13 protein-coding genes are annotated in these 20,868 nt (G+C 68.7%); 8 read left to right on the forward strand and 5 right to left on the reverse strand.

Annotated features, from left to right (window positions below; all coding sequences use genetic code 11):
• Window positions 1-147 precede the first annotated feature (147 nt).
• Window positions 148-1,395, forward strand: coding sequence for a lactonase family protein (locus HWX07_RS25330; protein ID WP_175878089.1), 1,248 nt, complete (start codon window positions 148-150; stop codon window positions 1,393-1,395).
• Window positions 1,396-1,515: 120 nt separating this feature from the next.
• On the opposite strand, the gene HWX07_RS37035 is transcribed toward HWX07_RS25330, so the two are convergent.
• Entirely contained in the window at window positions 1,516-6,096 is a 4,581-nt protein-coding gene (locus HWX07_RS37035; RefSeq protein WP_244130030.1) for a DNA translocase FtsK, read from the reverse strand.
• Window positions 6,097-6,273: 177 nt separating this feature from the next.
• Window positions 6,274-6,819, reverse strand: a complete 546-nt coding sequence (locus tag HWX07_RS25340; RefSeq protein WP_124700419.1) for an META domain-containing protein — start codon at window positions 6,817-6,819, stop codon at window positions 6,274-6,276.
• A gap of 216 nt (window positions 6,820-7,035) precedes the next feature.
• Between HWX07_RS25340 and purT the strand changes: the two genes are divergently transcribed.
• The 4 genes from purT to HWX07_RS25360 all read left to right on the forward strand — a co-directional run bounded on the left by purT (window position 7,036) and on the right by HWX07_RS25360 (window position 10,869).
• The gene (gene purT / locus HWX07_RS25345; protein ID WP_175782795.1) at window positions 7,036-8,250 is read left to right on the forward strand and encodes a formate-dependent phosphoribosylglycinamide formyltransferase; all 1,215 of its coding nucleotides are present in this window, start codon (window positions 7,036-7,038) and stop codon (window positions 8,248-8,250) included.
• Window positions 8,251-8,268: 18 nt separating this feature from the next.
• Entirely contained in the window at window positions 8,269-8,454 is a 186-nt protein-coding gene (locus HWX07_RS25350) for a DUF6726 family protein (RefSeq protein ID WP_175878090.1), read from the forward strand.
• A gap of 88 nt (window positions 8,455-8,542) precedes the next feature.
• Complete coding sequence (locus tag HWX07_RS25355) at window positions 8,543-8,923, forward strand: MliC family protein (protein WP_175878091.1); 381 nt, start codon at window positions 8,543-8,545, stop codon at window positions 8,921-8,923.
• A 386-nt stretch (window positions 8,924-9,309) separates the two neighbouring features.
• A complete protein-coding gene (locus tag HWX07_RS25360; protein WP_175878092.1) occupies window positions 9,310-10,869 on the forward strand; it encodes a DEAD/DEAH box helicase in 1,560 nt (519 codons plus the stop codon).
• 261 nt (window positions 10,870-11,130) lie between these two features.
• Here HWX07_RS25360 and gluQRS read toward each other — a convergent pair whose 3' ends face one another.
• A complete protein-coding gene (gene gluQRS, locus HWX07_RS25365; protein ID WP_175878093.1) occupies window positions 11,131-12,027 on the reverse strand; it encodes a tRNA glutamyl-Q(34) synthetase GluQRS in 897 nt (298 codons plus the stop codon).
• Between the two features lie 25 nt (window positions 12,028-12,052).
• A complete protein-coding gene (locus HWX07_RS25370; protein ID WP_175878094.1) occupies window positions 12,053-12,907 on the reverse strand; it encodes a sulfurtransferase in 855 nt (284 codons plus the stop codon).
• 216 nt (window positions 12,908-13,123) lie between these two features.
• Between HWX07_RS25370 and dnaE the strand changes: the two genes are divergently transcribed.
• The 3 genes from dnaE to HWX07_RS25385 all read left to right on the forward strand — a co-directional run bounded on the left by dnaE (window position 13,124) and on the right by HWX07_RS25385 (window position 19,381).
• The gene (gene dnaE / locus HWX07_RS25375; RefSeq protein ID WP_175878095.1) at window positions 13,124-16,657 is read left to right on the forward strand and encodes a DNA polymerase III subunit alpha; all 3,534 of its coding nucleotides are present in this window, start codon (window positions 13,124-13,126) and stop codon (window positions 16,655-16,657) included.
• A 315-nt stretch (window positions 16,658-16,972) separates the two neighbouring features.
• Entirely contained in the window at window positions 16,973-18,061 is a 1,089-nt protein-coding gene (locus tag HWX07_RS25380; protein WP_175878165.1) for a glycosyltransferase family 9 protein, read from the forward strand.
• Window positions 18,062-18,202: 141 nt separating this feature from the next.
• Complete coding sequence (locus HWX07_RS25385; protein WP_175878096.1) at window positions 18,203-19,381, forward strand: glycosyltransferase family 9 protein; 1,179 nt, start codon at window positions 18,203-18,205, stop codon at window positions 19,379-19,381.
• A 125-nt stretch (window positions 19,382-19,506) separates the two neighbouring features.
• Here the strand turns inward: HWX07_RS25385 and HWX07_RS25390 are convergent, their stop codons facing one another.
• Window positions 19,507-20,787, reverse strand: a complete 1,281-nt coding sequence (locus HWX07_RS25390; RefSeq protein ID WP_175878097.1) for an O-antigen ligase family protein — start codon at window positions 20,785-20,787, stop codon at window positions 19,507-19,509.
• Between the last annotated feature and the right edge of the window lie 81 nt (window positions 20,788-20,868).

The raw sequence follows: 20,868 nt of genomic DNA on the forward strand, positions 1-20,868 counted from the left end.
TTCGAGTTTCACAATGCGGACGTCGGCGCCCTCGACTTCACGCGCGGGCGCCGCGCCCCGTATACTCGGCCGGGCGGCGGAGCGCGTGAACGGCCGGCGTTTCGTCCTATCTCAACACTTGAAGCGACTCGATGCAAGGAGGATTCAATGCCCAACCGTTTACGCGAGCGTGACGCACGCGCTTCGACACGAGGGTTCCCGCTTAGGTTCGCTCACTGGATGAAAGGTTTCGCGATCGTGCTTTCCCTGTCCGCGACCCACGCATTCGCGCAGCAATCGTCCGCCCCGGCCGACGGCGTCTACAACCTGCTCGTCGGCACCTATACGGGCGGCGGCAGCGACGGGATCTACGTTTACCGCTTCGATACCAAGACCGGCAGCGTCGCGCCGGTGTCGTCGGCGAAGACCGTGAATCCGTCGTACCTGTTGCCGAGCCGCGACGGTCGCACCGTCTACGCGGTCAACGAGCTGCCCGGCGACGACGGGCCGGCGACGCAGCGCGGCGGCGTGAGCGCGTTCCGCTTCGACGCGAAGACGGGCGCGCTGAGCTTCATCGACCGCGTCTCGTCGGAAGGGAACGATCCGTGCTATCTCGCGCTGTCGCCGGACGGCAAGTACCTCGTCACCGCCAACTACTCGGTCGCGGCCGACCCGGGCGGCAGCTTCGCGGTGTTTCCGCTGCGCGACGACGGCGCGGTCGGTCAGGCCGTGCTGTCGGTCCACCATGAAGGCACCGGGCCCGTGAAGGGCCGCCAGGACGGCGCGCACGTGCATTCGACGGTGTTTTCGCCGGACGGCCGCTATCTGTTCGTGCAGGATCTCGGCGCGGACAAGATCTACGGCTACCGCTATACGGTGGACGGCAGCCGCGGGCTGATCAGCCCGACCGACACGCGCTACACGCCGGTGAAGGCGGGCTCGGGCCCGCGTCACATGGTGTTCAGCGCCGACGGCCGGTTCGCGTACGTGACGAGTGAACTCAACGCGTCGGTCGAGGTGTTCGGCTATCACGACGGCAAGCTGACGCCGATCGAGACGCTGCCGATGACGGCGCCGGGCTTCAAGGGCAAGGTCGGCGGCGGCGCAATCCACCTGTCGCCGGACGGCCGCTTCCTGTACGCGAGCAACCGCGGCGACGCGAACGACCTCGTGATCTACGCGGTGAACAAGGCGGACGGCCGGCTGAAGCACGTCGGCCGCCAGTCGAGCCTCGGCAAGACGCCGCGCGAGTTCCTGATCGATCCGACCGGCAAATGGCTGATCGTCGGCAACCAGGACAGCGATACGTTCTACGTGTTCAGTCGCGATGTCGAAACGGGGCAGCTCGGCGCGAATCCGCAGAAGATCGCGGTCGGCAAGCCGGTCGACTTCAAGCTGGTGCCGGTCGCCCAGTAAATCGCGGGGATTCCCGGCTGATGCAAGAAGGGCGCTGCCGATGCAGCGCCCTTCGTATTTCAGGCAGTCGGTTTCACGACGCGCCCATCTCGATGAACGGCGGCCGGCGGGCCGCCGGCCTCAGTCGGCCGCGGCTGGCACGAGTACCTCGCGGCTGCCGTTGATGCCCATCGCCGACACGAGGCCGGCTGCCTCCATCTGCTCGACGAGGCGCGCCGCGCGGTTGTAGCCGATGCGCAACTGCCGCTGCACCGACGAGATCGACGCGCGCCGCGTGCGCACGACGAACGCGACGGCTTCGTCGTACAGCGGATCGGCTTCCGCGTCCGGCGCGTCGCCGAACAGGTCCTGCGTCGCACCGTCGGCGGCCGGACCGTCGAGGATGCCTTCCTCGTACTGCGGTTCGCCGAATTGCTTCAGGTACTCGACGATCCGGTGCACTTCCTCGTCTGCGACGAACGCGCCGTGCACGCGCTGCGGATAACCGGTGCCCGGCGGCAGGAACAGCATGTCGCCCATCCCGAGCAGCGACTCCGCGCCCATCTGGTCGAGGATCGTGCGCGAATCGATCTTCGACGACACCTGGAACGCGACGCGCGTCGGGATGTTCGCCTTGATGAGGCCGGTGATCACGTCGACGGACGGCCGCTGCGTCGCGAGGATCAGGTGGATGCCGGCCGCGCGCGCCTTCTGCGCGAGGCGGGCGATCAGTTCCTCGATCTTCTTGCCGGCGACCATCATCAGGTCGGCCAGCTCGTCGATCACGACGACGATCAGCGGCAGCGTCGACAGCGGCTCCGGATCCTCGGGCGTCAGCGAGAACGGGTTGCCGATCTTCTTTTCCTTCGCTTGCGCGTCGCGGATCTTCTGGTTGAAGCCCGCGAGGTTGCGCACGCCGACGGCCGACATCAGCCGGTAGCGCTTCTCCATTTCGCCGACGCACCAGTTCAGCGCGTTCGCCGCGAGCTTCATGTCGGTGACGACCGGCGCGAGCAGGTGCGGGATGCCTTCGTAGACCGACAGCTCGAGCATCTTCGGGTCGATCATGATGAGCCGCACGTCTTCCGGTGTCGCCTTGTACAGCAGCGACAGGATCATCGCGTTGATCGCGACCGACTTGCCCGAACCCGTCGTGCCGGCCACGAGCATGTGCGGCGCCTTCGCGAGATCGGTGACGACCGGATGGCCGGTGATGTCCTTGCCCATCGCGATCGTCAGTTGCGACGGCGAATGCTGGTACTGGCGCGATTCGAGGATCTCCGACAGGCGGATCATCTGGCGCTTCGCGTTCGGCAGTTCGAGGCCCATGCAGGTCTTGCCGGGGATCGTCTCGACGACGCGGATCGACGTGAGGCCGAGGCCGCGCGACAGGTCCTTCATCAGCCCGACGATCTGGCTGCCGCGCACGCCGAGCGCGGGTTCGATCTCGAAGCGCGTGATCACGGGGCCGGCCGAGGCACCGACCACCGTCACCGGCACCTTGAATTCCTGCAGCCGCTGTTCGATCACCTGCGCGGTTTGCGCGAGATGTTCGTCGGTGATCATTTCGACGTCGTCGGAGGCGGGCTCGAGCAGGTCGAGCGTCGGCAGTTCGACGTTGAACGACGCGGGTGCGTGGAATTCGAACGCGTTCGGGCGCGGCGGGCGGGCTGGGGTGTCGGCTTGGGCGGGGCCGGTTGCCTCGACTGGATGGGAGGCCGGTGCGCCGATCGGCGGGGCTGCCGGCGATGGCGGCGCAGAAACGACGGTTGCCGGCGTGGTCGGCAGGTTCGCGCCGGGGACGGTTGCCGCCAGCGGTGCCGTGGTCGGTGCTGCCGTCACGTCATGCGACATGGACCAGCCCGACGATGAGACGGCAGGGGCGGGCGATGTCGTGAACGTCTGAGTCGCGGCCGGGGCGGCGGCAGGGACGGACGCGATCGACGGAGCCTGCGTCGCGGTGGCCGCACCGATGGACGTCAGTGGCCCGGCCGCGGCGACAGGCGCGCTAGCGATCGGGTGCGCTGGCGTGGCGGCGGCCGTGGTCGTCGGCGCGATCGCACTGAAGGACGTGAAGGACGTCGACGTCGCGGCGGACGCGGTTGGCGATGCGGGCAGGCTGATTGGCGGCTGCGGAGCGACCGCGTCCGATGCGCTGAATGGAGCGAAGGTCGTCGTACCGGTCGACGTGGCTGCTGTGTCGACAGGAAATGCCGATGCCGACGGGGAAGACGGCGCGGCGATCGATGGGGACGTGAAAGTCGCGGGCGTCGCGGTAGCGGGCACCGGCGTGACGGGCGCCTGCGCAGTCGAACCGAACGTCGAAGCCGATGCGCCAGTCGTCGACGGCATCACGGCGGGCGCATCGGTTGATGCAGGCGTCGAGGCGCGGGAAAGCGAACCGTCAGGCGTGTCCGTGACTCCGGCCGGCGATGCCGACGCAACGGAAGTAACAGGCGATGCCGAGGCGGCCGGTTGCGACGGCGAAGCGGACGCCGTGCCGGTTACGCCGACCGGCGAACCTGCGGCAGCGACGGGCGCGATGTTCGATGCGGAGGCGGGCGCGAATGCTTGTGCAGTCGAACCATGAGCCGTGCCGGTCAGGGGCGAGGCATTGACGGCCGAAGCCGCCGAGGTTGCGGCAAACGGCTGAACCGCCGGCGATTTCGGCGGTTCAGCGGCAACGGTCGTTTGTGTCGCTGCGGGCGGTATCGTCGGCGCGGTCCAATATGTAGCGGGCGTCGCGCGTTGAGCGACCGCCGACAGCGGTGCCGCGGGTTCCGCCTCGACCGGCTGGGCAGCGTTCGGTGCGGTCTGCGACACGGCTGGTGCGGGTGTTGCCGCAATCGACGTGCTCTCCGAAGCTGCGCTCACGGACGTTCCCGCGAGCGACGAAGCGGGCAGGGCAGCGAACGGAACGATGTTGTCTGCAGGCGTCGCGGCGGCGTGCGGATCGGCAGCCCCGTGAGGCACGCGGGCCGAAGCGGCGCGATCGATTGCGGACGCCGGTTGCGCGTCGGCGTGGTCGTCGATATCGATAGACCCGGTCGGCTTGCTGGTGTCGAGGTCGCGAACCGCTGCATCGCCTCCTTGTGTGAAGGCTGAATGCGCGGATTGCGGTCCCGCGGTGACTGCCGGCGGCTCGGCGACCGGGTTTCCGGTCGACACGTCGAGCACCGGAACCGGCGCGCTGACGACATCTTCCCAAGGCGCGAAGTCGATGGGTGCGTCGATCGACGGTGCTGCGACCCCGAATGCCGGCGCGGCGGGCGTAGCGTCGACGTGACGGATTGCGTCGTCGGCGCGATGCGAGAACGCGGCATCGTCGCTGCCGGCATTCGACCGGGCGTTCGGTTCAGCGTCACCGAACGCAGGAGGGGGCAAATCGCCAACCGGAGCCTGCGCGATGCCGGACTGCGCCGGCATGAAGGCGTCGAGCACGATCGGCGCGTTGTCGTCGTACGCGGGCGCGGCATCGTGTTGGGCCGGAGCATTGGCGTCCTGGGCTGCGATGCCGTGCGTCGCGGAGCCGAACGCATTCGACACGGCCGCCGATGCCGGCGCGGCCACGCTGCCGGCTGCGGCGGCGACACCGGCCACGGCCGCGGCTGCGGCCGCCGTCTGCGCTGCATCGCCGGACGGCGCGCCGCCCAGCGACGCCCATTGCGCGGTGCTGGCCTCGATCGAACGCAGCGTGTCGTGAACGCTCGGTGCGGGCGTAATCGGCGCCGCCGGCTTCTCGTTCCACGCATAGAGCGGCGCGCGCGCCGGCGCGGGCGGCGCCGGGCGGCGTCGTGTCGCATCCGTCGACAGGCCGGCTGGCGTCGTTCCTGTTGCTGGGCGCACCGGCGGGCGCGGCGGCTGCGTAGCAGCCGGCCGCGGCGTGACCGTGGCGCGCGGCGCCGTCTGCGTCAGCGCGGCGGTGGCCGGGCGTGCAGCGGTCGGGCGCGGTCGGACGGGCTCGAATCCGACCGGAAGCGGGGCGGGCGCGGGGCGCGGCACTTGCGTGTTCGCTGCCGCGCGCGCGAGGCTGGCGGTGCTGCCGGTGGTCGGCGGCGGCATCGCGCTGGCAGGGATCGGCGCGGGCGCCGCGGGCGTGCGCTGCGGCGCGCTCGGCTTCAGCCAGCCCGACGGCGCGACGGGTTCCGCGAGGGGGCGCGGCGGGGTCTTGCTGCGCGGCTTCGGCCGTGCCTGCGGATCGGGTTTCCACACCGTCGGGCGCGAATACCGGCCGTTCTGGCGCGGCGCCATCGAGTTGACGGTGTGCGCGGTGGTCGGCTGCACGACGTCGTCGTCGCGATGCAGCGCACTGCGCGGCAGGTCGGCGATCCCGCGCGCGTCGTCGTCGCCGCCGTCGCGCGACAGCTTGACGCCGAACGACGTGTCGACCCACGCGGCGAACTGCCGCCAGCCGATGCCGGTCAGCCAGGGCAAGCCGGCGAAGAACAGCACGACCATCGCGACCGGCGTGCCGATCGGGCCGAGCACGTGGGCGAAGCCGGCGGAGAACGCATGGCCGAGCGCGTTCGTGTCGGGGCCCGACAGCGGGCTCGTCAGCGTGACGCTTGCGACGAATACCGCGGCGAAGCCGAGCCACAGGCGGATCGAGCCGCGGCCGGCAAGCCCGCCGCCGCCGGGCAGCATCGCCTGCACGAGACGCCAGAAGAGAAGGAGGAACCAGACGGCGGAGATGCCGAACCAGCCGAAGACAACCGTGTGCATGCTTTGAAACAGGAGTGAGGAGGGGCGCGCGGGGCGCGACCCGCCGAGTTTAACCGGCCGGCGAACAAGACCCTAACGCGGCGTGATTCCGATTCACGCCGCGCGACGCACGTGGGTGGGACGTGCATGTCGCGCGCCACGCGAAGGCGGTCGGTCGGCCTCCGCGCGCGCCGTGCATCAGGGGCTCCGGTGCGTGAACGTCAGCGTTGCGCCGGCCTGGGTCACGATCTGCAATTGCTGGGGCGCGCGCATCTGCACGCCGGTCTTGTCGACGTGGGCGAGCGCGTCGAGGTACGCGGATTCGAGCTGGCCGCCGAGCGTGTTCGGGCAGGCCATCCGCGTGCCGGCGAGCGGGCCGAAGCTCAGCAGGCCGTTCTTGATCGCATAGGTGCCCATGTAGCGGTTGCAGCCCGAGAACCCGCTCGCTCGCCGGATGCCCGACTCGGTCGACAGCGCGAGCTTGATCGGCTCGCCGTTGTCGCCGTGCGGGATCGCGCGTTGTGTGCCGTCGGCGTTCACCCAGCTGGTGAGTTCCCAGCTCGTGTCGTCGAGCAGCTGGACGGCGGCCGGGTTGTACGGGTCGGGCGCGGGGGCGGCGGAATCGGGATGGGTCGGCATCGTGCAGGCGGCGAGAAGCGTGGCAAGCGTCAACGCGCAAAGCGGCGCGCGCAACGGGCGAAGCAGGCCGGTGCGTGCGCGTGCGGCCGCGGACAGGTGGGACATGAGCCTCGTTCCTCTTCGGATTCTGATCAAGGCGTAAGAGTAACGCACCGCCCCACGGCAGGCGAGCCGACACTTCGCGCGCGAAAACGTTCGCAGCCCGCCCACGGGCCTCGCGCGACATGGCGCCGGGGGCAGCCAAACCGCCCGAACCGGCCCGGATGCCCGTGTTAACATCGAAGCCGTTTTCGTCCTCCAACAGAACCAGCGGGAAATCACATGCAGATCGGTCAGCGGCTCGGTACGCCGCTTTCGCCCTCGGCCACGCGCGTCATGCTGCTCGGCGCGGGCGAGCTCGGCAAGGAAGTCATCATCGCGTTGCAGCGTCTCGGCGTCGAAGTCATTGCGGTCGATCGCTATCCGGACGCGCCCGGCCATCAGGTCGCGCATCGCGCGCACGTGATCGACATGACGGACCCGGCCGCGCTGCGGGCGATCGTCGAGGCCGAGCGCCCGCACCTGATCGTCCCCGAGATCGAGGCGATCGCCACCGACGCGCTCGCGGCGATCGAGACGGCCGGCCTCGCCGAGGTGATCCCGACCGCGCGCGCGACGCAGCTCACGATGAATCGCGAAGGGATCCGCCGGCTCGCGGCCGAGGAGCTCGGCCTGCCGACTTCCCCGTATGCGTTCGCCGATTCGTTCGAGGCATTCAGCGCGGCCGTCGCGAAGATCGGCATGCCGTGCGTCGTGAAGCCCGTGATGTCGTCGTCGGGCAAGGGGCAGTCGGTCGTGAAGACCGACGCCGACGTGAAACCCGCGTGGGACTACGCGATGGCGGGCGGGCGAGTGAACCACGGCCGCGTGATCGTCGAGGGCTTCGTTGATTTCGACTACGAGATCACGCAACTGACCGTGCGCGCGATCGACCCGGCGACGCTCGACACGCGTACCTACTTCTGCGAACCGGTCGGCCACGTGCAGGTGGCGGGCGACTATGTCGAATCGTGGCAGCCGCAGCCGATGAGCGCGGCGGCGCTCGAGAAATCGCGCGAGATCGCGCACAAGGTGACCGAAGCGCTCGGCGGGCGCGGCCTGTTCGGCGTCGAGCTGTTCGTGCGCGGCGACGACGTATGGTTCTCCGAGGTGAGCCCGCGGCCGCACGATACGGGCCTCGTCACGCTCGCCTCGCAGCGCCAGTCGGAATTCGAGCTGCACGCGCGGGCGATTCTCGGGCTGCCGGTCGATCCGGCGCTCGGCACGCCGGCTGCGTCGGCGGTGATCTACGGCGGCCTCGATGAGCGCGGGATCGCGTTCGAAGGCGTGCGCGACGCGCTCGCGGTGCCGGGCGCGGACCTGCGCCTGTTCGGCAAGCCGGAAAGTTTTGCGAAGCGGCGCATGGGCGTCGCGCTGGCGACCGGCGCGACCGTCGACGAAGCCCGCGAACGCGCGAAGCGTGCGGCCGCGGCCGTCCGGCCCGTGTCGGCGCGCTGACGGAACGAGGAGAGGACGATGGCGTCGAGAGCGTTGCGTATCGGAAAGCTGTGCGTCGCGCTGGCGCTCGTCGCGAGTCTCGCGGGCTGCGGCCTCGCGGCCGCGCCGTGCCGGGTGGCATCGGCCGGACTCAAGATCGTGCCGCTCGTCGGCCATGTCGCCGCGGCGCCGACCGATGCGTGCGCGGATGTGATCGATCCCTGATTCCGGCAAGCCGCCGAGCCTCCCTATAAACCAATCACCGCGCGCCCGGCGAGGGCGCGCTTTCCACCCGTCTCGTGAGAGGACCTGCATGATTCGCCACACCCTCGCCGCGCTTGCGCTCACCGGCACCGCCGTTTCCGCCACGCATGCCGCGCAACTGACCGTCGAGGAGATCGACGCCGACGCGCGCCAGCAAGCCGTCTACCAGTGCGCGAACCAGAAGCAGTCCGTGCGCGTGTCGTACTGGCTCGCGGGCAACGGCCAGAGCTTCGCGCTCGTGCCGGTCGACGGCAAGCAGATGCTGTTCGTCGATACGGTGTCGGCATCGGGTGCGCGCTACCAGGCCGGCCGCTATACGTGGTGGACGAAGGGCAAGGAAGCGACGCTGCGCGACGAGATCGCCGACCCGAAGTCGCCGCCGCTGCTGGGCGACTGCGTGCAGGTCGAGAAGAAAAAGAAGAAGGGCTGAGCGGCGGGCGCGATCGCGGAGCGCATTCGCCGTGCTGATCGGCTGTCGGGCTGAAAGCGCGGTACGCGGGTGGATGGCGGGCATGCGGATGCGAGGCTTGCGGATCGAACCCTCAATCGAGTTCATCGGCCGATACGGATACCCCGATCGACCAACCGCCGGCCCGCACGGGCCGGAGCAGGCCCGCCGCGCGAACCGCTGTCGCAGCCGTTCGCGGCGTTGTCACGGACATATTCCCGCACGGTGCTACAATACGGCCCTTTCCGCCGGCATTCGCGCCGAACGGAGTCCGCACGGTCTGGCGTCCAGCGTTCGCATTGAACCGGTCCCAAGCACCAGAGCGGCGCCGCGCGGCGCGCCGCGGCTCCGTCTATTTCCGAATTGTGATGAGCGCAGGCCCGGCCGGCCTGACGCACGATGTCCCCGCCGCGCCTTTTGAGCGAAACGCCACCATGTCCGATTCTGTCGCCAAGCCCGTCGACGCAACCTTCGATCAATTCGGCCTTGCCCCCGATATCCTGAAAGCCATTGTGGAGCAGGGCTATACGACGCCGACGCCGATCCAGGCGCAGGCCATTCCGGTCGTGCTCGCCGGCCGCGACGTCATGGGCGCCGCGCAAACGGGCACCGGCAAGACCGCGAGCTTCTCGCTGCCGATCATCCAGCGTCTGCTGCCGCAGGCCAACACGAGCGCGTCCCCGGCGCGTCACCCCGTGCGGGCGCTGATCCTCACGCCGACGCGCGAACTCGCCGACCAGGTCGCCGCGAACGTGCACGCTTATGCGAAGCACACGCCGCTGCGCAGCGCGGTGGTGTTCGGCGGCGTCGACATGAACCCGCAATCGGCCGAACTGCGCCGCGGCGTCGAGATCCTGATCGCGACGCCGGGCCGCCTGCTCGACCATGTGCAGCAGAAGACGGCGAACCTCGGCCAGGTACAGATCCTCGTGCTCGACGAAGCCGACCGGATGCTCGACATGGGCTTCCTGCCCGATCTGCAGCGCATCCTGAACCTGCTGCCGAAGGAACGTCAGACGCTGCTGTTCTCCGCCACCTTCTCGGGCGAAATCAAGAAGCTCGCGTCGACCTATCTGCGCAACCCGCAGACGATCGAGGTCGCGCGCAGCAACTCGACGAACGCGAACGTCACGCAGATCGTCTACGACGTCGCCGAAGGCGACAAGCAGGCGGCCGTCGTGCAATTGCTGCGCGATCGCGGCCTCAAGCAGGTGATCGTGTTCTGCAACAGCAAGATCGGCGCGAGCCGCCTCGCGCGCAATCTCGAACGCGATGGCGTGGTCGCGTCGGCGATTCATGGCGACAAGACGCAGATCGAGCGGATGCAGGCACTCGACGCGTTCAAGCGCGGCGAGATCGAGGCGCTGGTCGCGACCGACGTGGCCGCGCGCGGCCTCGACATCGCCGAGCTGCCGGCCGTGATCAACTTCGACCTGCCGTTCAGCGCGGAAGACTACGTGCACCGGATCGGCCGTACCGGCCGCGCGGGTGCGACGGGCGACGCGCTGTCGCTGTGCAGCCCGAACGAGCGCAAGCAGCTCGCCGATATCGAGAAGCTGATCAAGCGTCCGCTCGACGTGCAGACGCTCACGATCGACAAGCCGGCACGCCAGCGTCACGACGAACGTGGCGGCGAGCGCAACAGCGAGCGCGGTGGCGAACGGGGTGGCGAACGCGGCGGTCGGCGCGAACGCGACGAGCACCGCGGCGCAGCGGGTCGCCGGACGGGCAGCCCCGAGCGCAGCGGCCATCATCGCCGCCACGAAGCGCCGGTCGACGATTTCTTCCTGAAGCCGTACGAGCCGTCGGCGTCGGCGAAGCAGCCGGACGACGCTCAGCCCGCGCAGCAGCCCGAGAAGAAAGGGCCGAAGCGCCAGGTTGCCGCGCTGCTCGGTGGATTCGGGATGCCGCGCAAGCCGTCGGCGTAAGCTGGACGGAGCGGCGGGGCGGCGTGTGAGCGCTGCCGGACAAGCGGGTGCATGCGATGAGCATGTGCCCGTTTTTCATTGGGCGACGCGATCGGGGCGATGTGCAGCAGGGAGTATCGCTTGACGCGCAGGGGAGGGGCTTTCGACGCCGTGTCGTCAACCGGCGCGGCGCTCAGGTTTTCGTCACGCTTTCACGCGATCGGACTCGACGCTCGCGGATGCCGGGGCGAAGTCGGTACGGGCGGGTGTCCTGCAAGCGACTCAACCGGCGCGCGGCCCGAAGCGACGCGCCCACGCATCGGTCGCGGCCGTGTAGAACGCGTCGATCGTCCGGCCGGGTAGCTCGCCATCGTTCGCCAGGCCGAGATGCGTGGCCGCGGCCTGCAGCGCCGGCAGCGGATCGTTGCGTTCGAGCGCCGTCGCGCCCGTCTGCTTGCTGAGCTTTTCGCCGTTCGCATCGACGACGACCGGCACGTGCAGGTACTCGGGCGTCGGCACGCGGAGGCAGCGCTGCAGGTAGATCTGGCGCGCGGTCGAGTCGAGCAGGTCCGCGCCGCGCACGACGTGCGTGATGCCTGCATCGGCATCGTCGACGACGACCGCGAGCTGATACGCCCATTGGCCGTCCGCGCGTTTCAGCACGAAATCGCCCACTTCGGTCGCGAGATTCTGCGATTGTGTGTGCTGCCAGCGGTCGTCGAACGTGACGACCGCGTCGCATCCGTCCGGCACGCGCAGCCGCCATGCGCGCGCGGGCTTGCCGTGCAGGCCGGTGCGACAGGTGCCCGGATACGCGAGCGTCGTGTGGCGTTCATGGGCGGCGCGCAGCGAATCGGCGATTTCCTTGCGCGTGCAGCCGCACGGATAGACGAGCCCCGCCGCGACGAGCCGCTCGAGCGTGGCCGTGTAGGCTGCGTCGCGCGTGCTCTGCCAGACGGGCGGCTCGTCGGGCGTCATGCCGAAATGCGCGAGGGTCGCGAGGATGTCGTCGGCCGCGCCGGGCACCGTGCGCGGGCCGTCGAGATCCTCGATGCGCACGAGCCATGTGCCGCCGTGCGCGCGTGCGTCGAGCCAGCTAGCGAGCGCGCCTACCAGCGAGCCGAAGTGCAGCGGGCCGGTGGGTGACGGCGCGAAGCGGCCGCGATAGCCGGGGTTCATCGGCGGTGCGCGGTGCGGCGCGCCGTTACGCGGCGCTGGCTGCCTGCGCGCAGGCCGGGCACGACTTGCCGGGCACGTAGCTCGGTGATTGTTGGGCGTCCGGCGTGACGACCGCGCGGCACGCGAAGCACGTGACGTTCTCGGTGGGCTGGAGTTGCGGATTCAGCGCGGTGCGGTAGTCGAACACGAAGCAGTCGCCGTGATAGTGCGCGCCGCCGACTTCCTCGAAGTACTTCAGAATGCCGCCTTCGAGCTGGTACACGTTGTCGATGCCGATTTCCTTCATGTGGATCGCGGCCTTTTCGCAGCGGATGCCGCCGGTGCAGAACGACACGACCGTCTTGCCTTCGAGGTCGGCGCGGTTTGCATCGATCACTTCGGGGAATTCGCTGAACTTGTCGATCCGGTAGTCGAGCGCGTTGTCGAACGTGCCGACGTCGACTTCGAACGCATTGCGCGTGTCGAGCATCACGACCGGCCGGCCCGCATCGTCGTGGCCGCGGTCGAGCCACGCCTTCAGCGTGCGCGCATCGACGAACGGCGCGCGGCCGAGTTCCGGCTTGATCGCGGGCTTCTTCATCGTGATGATCTCGCGCTTCAGGCGCACGAGCATGCGGCGGAACGGCTGCGAGTCGGACAGGCTTTCCTTGAACTGCAGCGTCGCGAACTTGCCTTCGAACAGCGGATCGTGGCGGATGTACGCGATGAACGCGTCGGTGGCTTCGCGCGTGCCGGCGACGAACAGGTTGATGCCTTCCGGCGCGAGCAGGATCGTGCCGCGCAGGCCGAGTTCGTTGCAGCGGGCGGTGACGAGCGGGCGCCATTGCTCGTTCGCGTCGAGCGATACGAAGTGGTAGGCGGCGAGGTTGACGATGGTCATGATGGTCCGACGGGAAAACGGCCGCACGGCGGCCCGCAAAAAAGGGTGCGAAGCCGGGGCGTTGATTCGAAAAACCGTATTATCCCGCAAACGGCGCGGGCATCGGTACCTGGCCGATCGGCCAACCGCGCGACGCGTCGCCGCGTGCATCGGCCGAACGGCCAAAGCGGGCATTTTTTGGGCAGCCCGCGCGGCGGGGCGGCTACAATAGCGCCCATGTCAGATCCTCGCTTCGTCCATCTTCGCGTTCACTCCGAATTCTCGATTGCCGACGGCATCGTGCGCATTGACGACATCGTCAAGGCGGCGGCCGCGGACGGTCAGGGCGCGCTCGCGCTCACCGATCTCGGCAACGCGTTCGGCCTCGTTCGTTTCTACCAGGAAGCCCGCGGCAAGGGCATCAAGCCGATCGCCGGCTGCGACGTCTGGATTGCCAATCCGGACGACCGCGACAAGCCGTCGCGATTGCTGCTGCTGGTCAAGGACAAGGTCGGTTACCTGAATCTCTGCGAGCTGCTGTCGAAGGCGTGGCTCACGAACCAGTACCGCGGCCGCGCGGAACTCGACGCGAGCTGGCTCGACGGCGAGCTCGCGCAGGGGCTGCTCGCGCTGTCGGGCGCGCAACAGGGCGATATCGGCCTTGCGCTGGCCGCGGGCAACGAAGAAGCCGCGCGCCGTCACGCCGAGCGCTGGGCGCGGGTGTTTCCGGGCGGCTTCTACATCGAGCTGCAGCGTTACGGGCAGCCCGGCGCCGAGGCGTACATCCAGCAGGCGGCGGCGCTCGCCGCGTCGCTGAAGCTGCCGGTCGTCGCGACGCACCCGACGCAGTTCATGACCGACGACGATTTCACCGCGCACGAGGCGCGCGTGTGCATTTCGGAAGGCGACATCCTCGCGAATCCGCGGCGCCAGAAGCGTTTCACGACCGACCAGTATTTCCGCACGCAGGACGAGATGGCCGCGCTGTTCGCCGACCTGCCGTCGGCGATCGCGAACACGGTCGAGATCGCGAAGCGCTGCAACCTGAAGCTCGAGCTCGGCAAGCCGAAACTGCCGCTGTTCCCGACGCCGGACGGCATGTCGCTCGACGACTACCTGGTCCAGTTGTCGAAGGAAGGGCTCGAGGCCCGTCTCGCGCAGTTGTATCCGGTCGAGGCCGAGCGCGACGCGCAGCGCGACACGTACTACAAGCGCCTCGAATTCGAGTGCGGGACCATCACGAAGATGGGCTTTCCCGGCTACTTCCTGATCGTCGCGGACTTCATCAACTGGGCGAAGAACAACGGCGTGCCGGTCGGCCCGGGCCGCGGCTCGGGCGCCGGCTCGCTGGTCGCGTACGCGCTCGGCATTACCGACCTCGATCCGCTGCGCTACAACCTGCTGTTCGAGCGCTTCCTGAACCCGGAACGCGTGTCGATGCCCGACTTCGACATCGACTTCTGCCAGCACGGCCGCGATCGCGTGATCCAGTACGTGAAGGAGAAGTACGGCGCGGACGCCGTCTCGCAGATCGCCACGTTCGGCACGATGGCCGCGAAGGCGGCCGTGCGCGACATCGGTCGCGTGCTCGACCTCGGCTACATGTTCACCGACGGCATCGCGAAGCTGATTCCGTTCAAGCCCGGCAAGCATGTGACGATTGCCGACGCGATGAAGGAAGAGCCGCAGCTGCAGGAGCGCTACGACCACGAGGACGAAGTTCACCAGCTGCTGGACCTCGCGCAGCGCGTCGAGGGTCTCACGCGTAACGTCGGGATGCACGCGGGCGGCGTGCTGATTGCGCCCGGCAAGCTGACCGACTTTTGCCCGCTGTACACGCAAGGCGACGACGGCGGCGTGGTCAGCCAGTACGACAAGGACGACGTCGAAGCCGTCGGCCTCGTGAAGTTCGACTTTCTGGGCCTCACGACGCTGACGATCCTCGACTGGGCCGAGCGCTACATCCGCCGCCTCGATCCGTCGAAGGCCGACTGGTCGCTCGCGCAGGTGCCGCTCGACGATCCGGCCTCGTTCCAGATCCTGAAGAAGGCGAACACGGTCGCGGTGTTCCAGCTGGAAAGCCGCGGGATGCAGGGCATGCTGAAGGATGCGCAGCCCGACCGCTTCGAGGACATCATCGCGCTCGTGTCGTTGTACCGTCCGGGCCCGATGGACCTGATTCCGAGCTTCTGCGCGCGCAAGCACGGGCGCGAGAAGGTCGACTATCCGGATCCGCGCGTCGAACCCGTTCTGAAAGAGACCTACGGCATCATGGTCTATCAGGAGCAGGTGATGCAGATGGCGCAGATCATCGGCGGCTACTCGCTCGGCGGCGCCGATTTGCTGCGTCGCGCGATGGGCAAGAAGAAGCCCGAGGAGATGGCCAAGCACCGCGAGATTTTCGCCGAGGGTGCGGCGAAGAACGGCCTCACGCGCGAGAAGTCCGACGAGATCTTCGACTTGATGGAGAAGTTCGCGGGCTACGGCTTCAACAAGTCGCACGCGGCCGCATATGCGCTGCTCGCGTATTACACCGCGTGGCTGAAGGCGCATCATCCGGCCGAATTCATGGCGGCCAACATGACGCTCGCGATGGACGACACCGACAAGGTGAAGATCCTGTTCGACGACTGCGTCGTGAACAACCTCGCCGTGCTGCCGCCGGACATCAACCAGTCGCATTACCGGTTCGAGCCGGTCGCGGAAGCCGACGGCAAGCGCTCGCGCACGATCCGCTACGGCCTCGGCGCGGTGAAGGGCAGCGGCCAGAATGCGATCGAGGAAATCCTGCGTGCGCGAGAGGAAAAGGCGTTCACCGACCTGTTCGATTTCTGCGAGCGGATCGACCGGCGCGTCGTCAACCGCCGCACGGTCGAGGCGCTGATCCGCGCCGGTGCGTTCGATTCGCTGAACCCGAACCGTGCGCAGTTGATCGCGTCGGTGCCGCTCGCGATGGAAGCGGCCGACCAGGCCGAAGCGAACGCGATGCAGGCCGGCCTGTTCGACATGGGCGCCGAGTCGCCGCATGCGCATGCGCTCGTCGACGAGCCCGCGTGGGACGACAAGCGACGTTTGCAGGAAGAAAAGGCCGCGCTCGGCTTCTACCTGTCCGGCCATCTGTTCGATGCGTATCGCGACGAAGTGCGCCGCTTCGTGCGGCAGAAGGTCGGTGACCTGAAGGAAGGGCGCGACAAGCTCGTCGCCGGCATCATCGCGTCGCTGCGCACGCAGATGACCCAGCGCGGCAAGATGCTGATCGCGCTGCTCGACGACGGCACGGGCCAGTGCGAGATCACGATCTTCAACGAACAGTTCGAGGCGAACAAGGCGCTGTTCAAGGAAGACGAACTGCTGATCGTGCAGGGGCAGGCGCGCAACGACGCGTTCACCGGCGGTATTCGCTTCACGGCCGATACCGTGATGGATCTCGAACGCGCGCGCAGCCGCTACGCGCAGGCCGTCCGGCTGACGATGAACGGCAACGCCGACGCGCTCGCGCTGCGCCGCGTGCTCGAGCCGCACGTGTCGAAGGACGATCCGGCCGCCGCGAACGTGATCGACGCGCCCGCGCCGCGCGGCGGTGGCCGCGATGGCGGGCGCCGCCCGCAGGCGCCGCTGCCGAACGGGCTTGCGGTACAGATCCACTACAGCAACGCGCGCGCGCAAGGCGAAATGCGTCTGGGCGACGCGTGGCGCGTGAAGCCGAGCGACGTGCTGCTGGCGGAGCTGCGTGCGGCGTTCGACGGCAGCGTCGTCGAAATCACGTACTGACCGCGCCCTGCTTCCACGGCTGTCGCGCATGGGCGGCCCGTCGCATCGCCATCGTGCGGTGCGGCGGGCCGTTTTTACGTGGTGCAAGGGTAATCGGGCGCTTGGGCTTGCCATCCGGACGCTATACAATCCCGCGCTAACCGTCCGAACGCGGCGCCTGCCGCGGGTTCGCACGGCGAGCGGCGCCGGCAGTGCGCGCGTAAACAGGGGCGGATCGATGCGGCGTGCGGCGACCTGCGGCAGCGCAGGCCCGCGGATCAGGATGCCGTGGAACGGCCCGTCACGACGATAAAAACGGATTGTCACCACATGACCATGGCCAATGGGAACCCGACGCAGCGGATCCTCGTGATCCGGATTGATTTTCTGGGCGACATGCTGTGCACGACGGCGTTTCTCCGCGCACTGAAGGCGCGCTGGCCGGGCGCGGAGCTGCATGTGGTCGCGAACCGCTACAACGCGGCCGCGCTGGCCGGAAACCCGGACGTGCACACGATCCACACCTACGTGTACAGCCGCCAGTGCGAGCGCAACGACCGCCCCGGGCGGATGCGCGCATTCTTCGACCGGTTGCGACTCGTGCGCCGCCTGCGCCGCTTGCGGTTCGACCTCGTGATCGTGCCGAACGGCGGCATGCATCGCAGCAGCATGCAGTTTGCGCGTCAACTCCGCGCGAAGGATTGCCGCTGGCACGATGCCGAGACCGAATTCGACGATCGCAAGCCCGAGCATGTCGCGCAGCGGCCGATGTGCCACGAGGCGTTGTCGGGTTTCCGCTTGGTCCCCGAACTCGGCTGCGCCGAGCTCGATCGCCTCGAACTGTCGGTCCATCCCGATCGTGCGCGGCAGGAAGCGTGGCATCGCCTGCTCGGCGCGCGCACGAAGCCGCGCGTCGGGCTGTTCGTGTCGAACAAGGCGGTCGAGCGTCGCTGGCCCGCCGACCGCTGGCGCGACCTCGGCGAGCGGCTTGCACCCGTCGCGGATGTGATCGTGTTTCGCGATCCGGCCATCGGTCAGGCCATCGAGGACGAGGGATGGCGCGACGTGAATGCGCGGCATGTCGCGCCGTCGTCGGTCGCCGATCTCGTGGCGGCCGCGAGCCTGCTCGATGCGATCGTCTCGGCGGACAGCGCGCCCGTTCATCTTGCGTCGGCGCTCGGCGTACCGGTGGCCGCCCTGTTCGAGGACCGTCCCGAGAAATACCTGCGCTGGCATCCGATAGGCGTGCCGCACGTGATCCTGCGCGCGGGTCGGACCGTCGATGCGATCGGTGTCGATGCGGTCGAGCGTGCGGTGCGCCACCTGCTGTCGCAGGCGGGCCAACGCGACGAAGCGCCGGCCGCCACGGCACGCGTGCAGCCGGCCGCCGCCACGGCGCCCGCGATCGCGACGATTGCTTCGTAGCGCGGCACGCGCTCGCGTACCGCGCAACACGTCACGATCGGGCCGCATCGTGGCCGCTTCCATCGCCGGCGCGCGACGCCGCGCCGGCTGCTGCAAAATCCTGTACATTGCCAGCCTTGTTCAGCCAGCCAGACGATCGCCGTGGCCCTGTTTTCTTCCGCCCGTCCGCCCAGAACCATCCTCGTTGCCGCGCCGCGCCGTATCGGCGACGTACTGTTGACGACCCCGCTCGTACGGTCGCTGAAGGCCCGCTGGCCCGACGCGCAGATCGACATGCTGGTGTTTCGCGGCACCGAGGGCGTGCTCGAGCACAATCCGGACGTGCGGCGCGTGATCGTGGTCGCGCAGCGCGCGGGATTTGGCGAGCGGCTGCGCGACGCGCTGTCGATGTGGCGCCGCTACGATCTCGCATGCGCGGCGCTGAGTTCCGACCGGCCGCGTTTCTATAGCTGGTTCGCCGGCCGCAAGCGGGTCGGCCTCGTCGACCCGAATCGCGTCACGTGGCTTACGCGGATGATGCTGAACGGGATCGCGATCAATCACCACGAATCTGCCCATACGGTCGTCAGTACGCTGGCACTCGCGCCGGTGCTCGGCATCGAGCCGGTGTCCGAGGTCGTCGCGCCCGGCATCGGCGATGATCCGGCGCGGCGCGCGCGTTTCGACGCGTGGCTCGCCGAGTCGCCGGCGGTCCGCGCCGGCAAGCCGCTGGTCGTGCTGCATCCATATCCGATGTTCCGTTACAAGCAATGGCGGCTCGACGGCTGGGTCGAAATGATCGGCTGGCTGCGCGAGCAGGGTTTCGCGGTCGCGCTGTCGGGCGGCCCGGCCGATCGCGAGCGCGAGTATGCGGAGCAAGTCGCGACCGAGGCGGGCGGCGACGTGCTGAACCTGGTCGGCCGCCTGACGTTCGGCGAGAGCGCGGAGCTCGTGCGGCGCGCACGGCTCTTCATCGGGCCCGACACCGGCGCGACGCACGTCGCGGCCGCGACGGGCACCGACACGATTGCACTGTTCGGGCCGTCCGACCCCGTGCGCTGGGGGCCGTGGCCGCAGCACTGGCCTGCGACCGAGAATCCGTGGGCGCTGCGCGGCTCGGGGCGGCACGCAAACGTGTGGCTGTTGCAGGGGGAGGGAGATTGCGTGCCGTGCCGCCACGAAGGCTGCGAGCGTCACGTCGACAGTCGCAGCGACTGCCTCGTCCATCTGGATGCGCAGCGCGTGAAGGCCGCGGCAGCCGAGATGTTGGGGCTGAATCCGCCGGGGCCGGCCGACGTGATCGTCGACACGTCGCGGCTGCGCCGTGCCGGGTCCGACTGACGCGTGCCTTTCTTCGTCGGCAGGAGTTTGTTTCGCTCAGAGCCGCACGGCTCTCCGGCATCGACGGCGGATGTCCGCTGCTGTCGAACCGGTGGGCGAGGCAGCGGAACGTAGGCTGGCGTGCGTTACACGCTGCGCCGGATCGCCGATGTTTCGCGCGGCAGCGCTTCGCTGCGTTCGCCGCAACCGAGCAGGATGCCGGCCAGCAGCACGATCAGGTGCCCTTCGGCGAAATCCAGCAGCAGCGAATTCGCGAGACTGCCGATCGCGAAGATCGCGAGCCACGCGAGCAGCAGGTGTCGCGAGCGCGGATCGAGCGCGCGGCTGCCGCGCGCGATCTGCACGATCAGGTTGACGAACAGCAGCAGGCCGACCGTGCCGAGCTGCACGGCCATCAGCAAATATTCGTTGTGCGGGTTCGACGTGAGCTGGCCTTCGGCTGCCGTCTTGCCGGCCGAGAGCTTCTCGAATTCGGATTCGAGGCCGCCCGCGCCGTAACCGATCACGGGGCGCTGGCGAAACAGCTCGAGTCCCTTTTTGTACCACTCGAGGCGCAGCCCGGTCGACGTGGCCGCATCGCTCTGCCGATATTGCTGCACTTCCGTTACGACTTTCGTCAGCCGGCCGTTCTGAACCGTACACGCGGCAACCACAAGCGCGACGCCTGCCAATACGAGCACGCCGGCGGCGAGGCCTGCCCGCACCGCCGATTGCCGGCGCAGCAACAGCACGAAGCGCACCGCGACGACGAGGATCAGCAACAGCGCGATGACCTGCCCGGTGCGCCCCTGCAGCATCACGAACACGTTGACGAGCGACCACACGGCGATGCCTGCATAGGCGACACGGGACAGCCGCGCGCGGGTCGCCAGCGCGAGATCAGCTGCCTGGTAGAAGAGCAGCGCGCCGAACATGCCGGCCGCGATGTGGTTCTTGAACACCCACGCGCGCGACAGCGGCAACTGGGTCGCATGCGCCGGCCCGATCGCGGTCAGCCCGAGGTAGTTGGTGGTCGACAGCAGCAGAATCACGCACAGCGTGCCGAACCAGCAGCGCCGCACGATCGGCGCCCAGTTCGAATGACGGAACGCGAGCACGGCGAACGGCAGCAGCAGCAGCTTGTCGTACTTCGCGACCCAGTTCCACGCCTTGTCATGCGGCGCGACCGTGTAGGCAACGCTCACGGCCAGCGCGGCCAGAATCAGCAGTGCCGCGAGCGAAGCCGGGTCGGTGACGAACGAGCGCAGGTCGCGCCAGAATTCGGGGGAAATCACGAGCGCCACGGCGAACAGCCCGCAGAACACGTTGGTCAGCGCCGTCGAGACGGGCACCATGCAGAGCGCGGCGACGGCGAAGGCGCGGGCGGCGGTCAGGCGCCGCGTGGCGGGAGCGGAAAACGAAAGCATCGGAACCTGTCGTATGGACGAATGCGGCTCGCGGACATCGTGCACCGTGCCGCGTCGCGCATCCCGGCGAGAGAGCCGGGA

This window comes from Burkholderia sp. BCC0097 (assembly GCF_902832985.1).
Classification (GTDB): Bacteria; Pseudomonadota; Gammaproteobacteria; order Burkholderiales; family Burkholderiaceae; genus Burkholderia; species Burkholderia orbicola.

What these genes read in the sequence shown, in the direction of transcription:
- gluQRS (WP_175878093.1), bottom strand. Translation starts at nt 12,027, where the DNA reads ATGAACCCCGGCTATCGCGGCCGCTTCGCGCCGTCACCCACCGGCCCG.
- HWX07_RS25390 (WP_175878097.1), bottom strand. Translation starts at nt 20,787, where the DNA reads ATGCTTTCGTTTTCCGCTCCCGCCACGCGGCGCCTGACCGCCGCCCGC.
- purT (WP_175782795.1), top strand. Translation starts at nt 7,036, where the DNA reads ATGCAGATCGGTCAGCGGCTCGGTACGCCGCTTTCGCCCTCGGCCACG.
- HWX07_RS25360 (WP_175878092.1), top strand. Translation starts at nt 9,310, where the DNA reads ATGAGCGCAGGCCCGGCCGGCCTGACGCACGATGTCCCCGCCGCGCCT.
- HWX07_RS25380 (WP_175878165.1), top strand. Translation starts at nt 16,973, where the DNA reads ATGGCCAATGGGAACCCGACGCAGCGGATCCTCGTGATCCGGATTGAT.
- HWX07_RS25355 (WP_175878091.1), top strand. Translation starts at nt 8,543, where the DNA reads ATGATTCGCCACACCCTCGCCGCGCTTGCGCTCACCGGCACCGCCGTT.
- HWX07_RS37035 (WP_244130030.1), bottom strand. Translation starts at nt 6,096, where the DNA reads ATGCACACGGTTGTCTTCGGCTGGTTCGGCATCTCCGCCGTCTGGTTC.
- HWX07_RS25370 (WP_175878094.1), bottom strand. Translation starts at nt 12,907, where the DNA reads ATGACCATCGTCAACCTCGCCGCCTACCACTTCGTATCGCTCGACGCG.
- HWX07_RS25350 (WP_175878090.1), top strand. Translation starts at nt 8,269, where the DNA reads ATGGCGTCGAGAGCGTTGCGTATCGGAAAGCTGTGCGTCGCGCTGGCG.
- dnaE (WP_175878095.1), top strand. Translation starts at nt 13,124, where the DNA reads ATGTCAGATCCTCGCTTCGTCCATCTTCGCGTTCACTCCGAATTCTCG.
- HWX07_RS25340 (WP_124700419.1), bottom strand. Translation starts at nt 6,819, where the DNA reads ATGTCCCACCTGTCCGCGGCCGCACGCGCACGCACCGGCCTGCTTCGC.
- HWX07_RS25330 (WP_175878089.1), top strand. Translation starts at nt 148, where the DNA reads ATGCCCAACCGTTTACGCGAGCGTGACGCACGCGCTTCGACACGAGGG.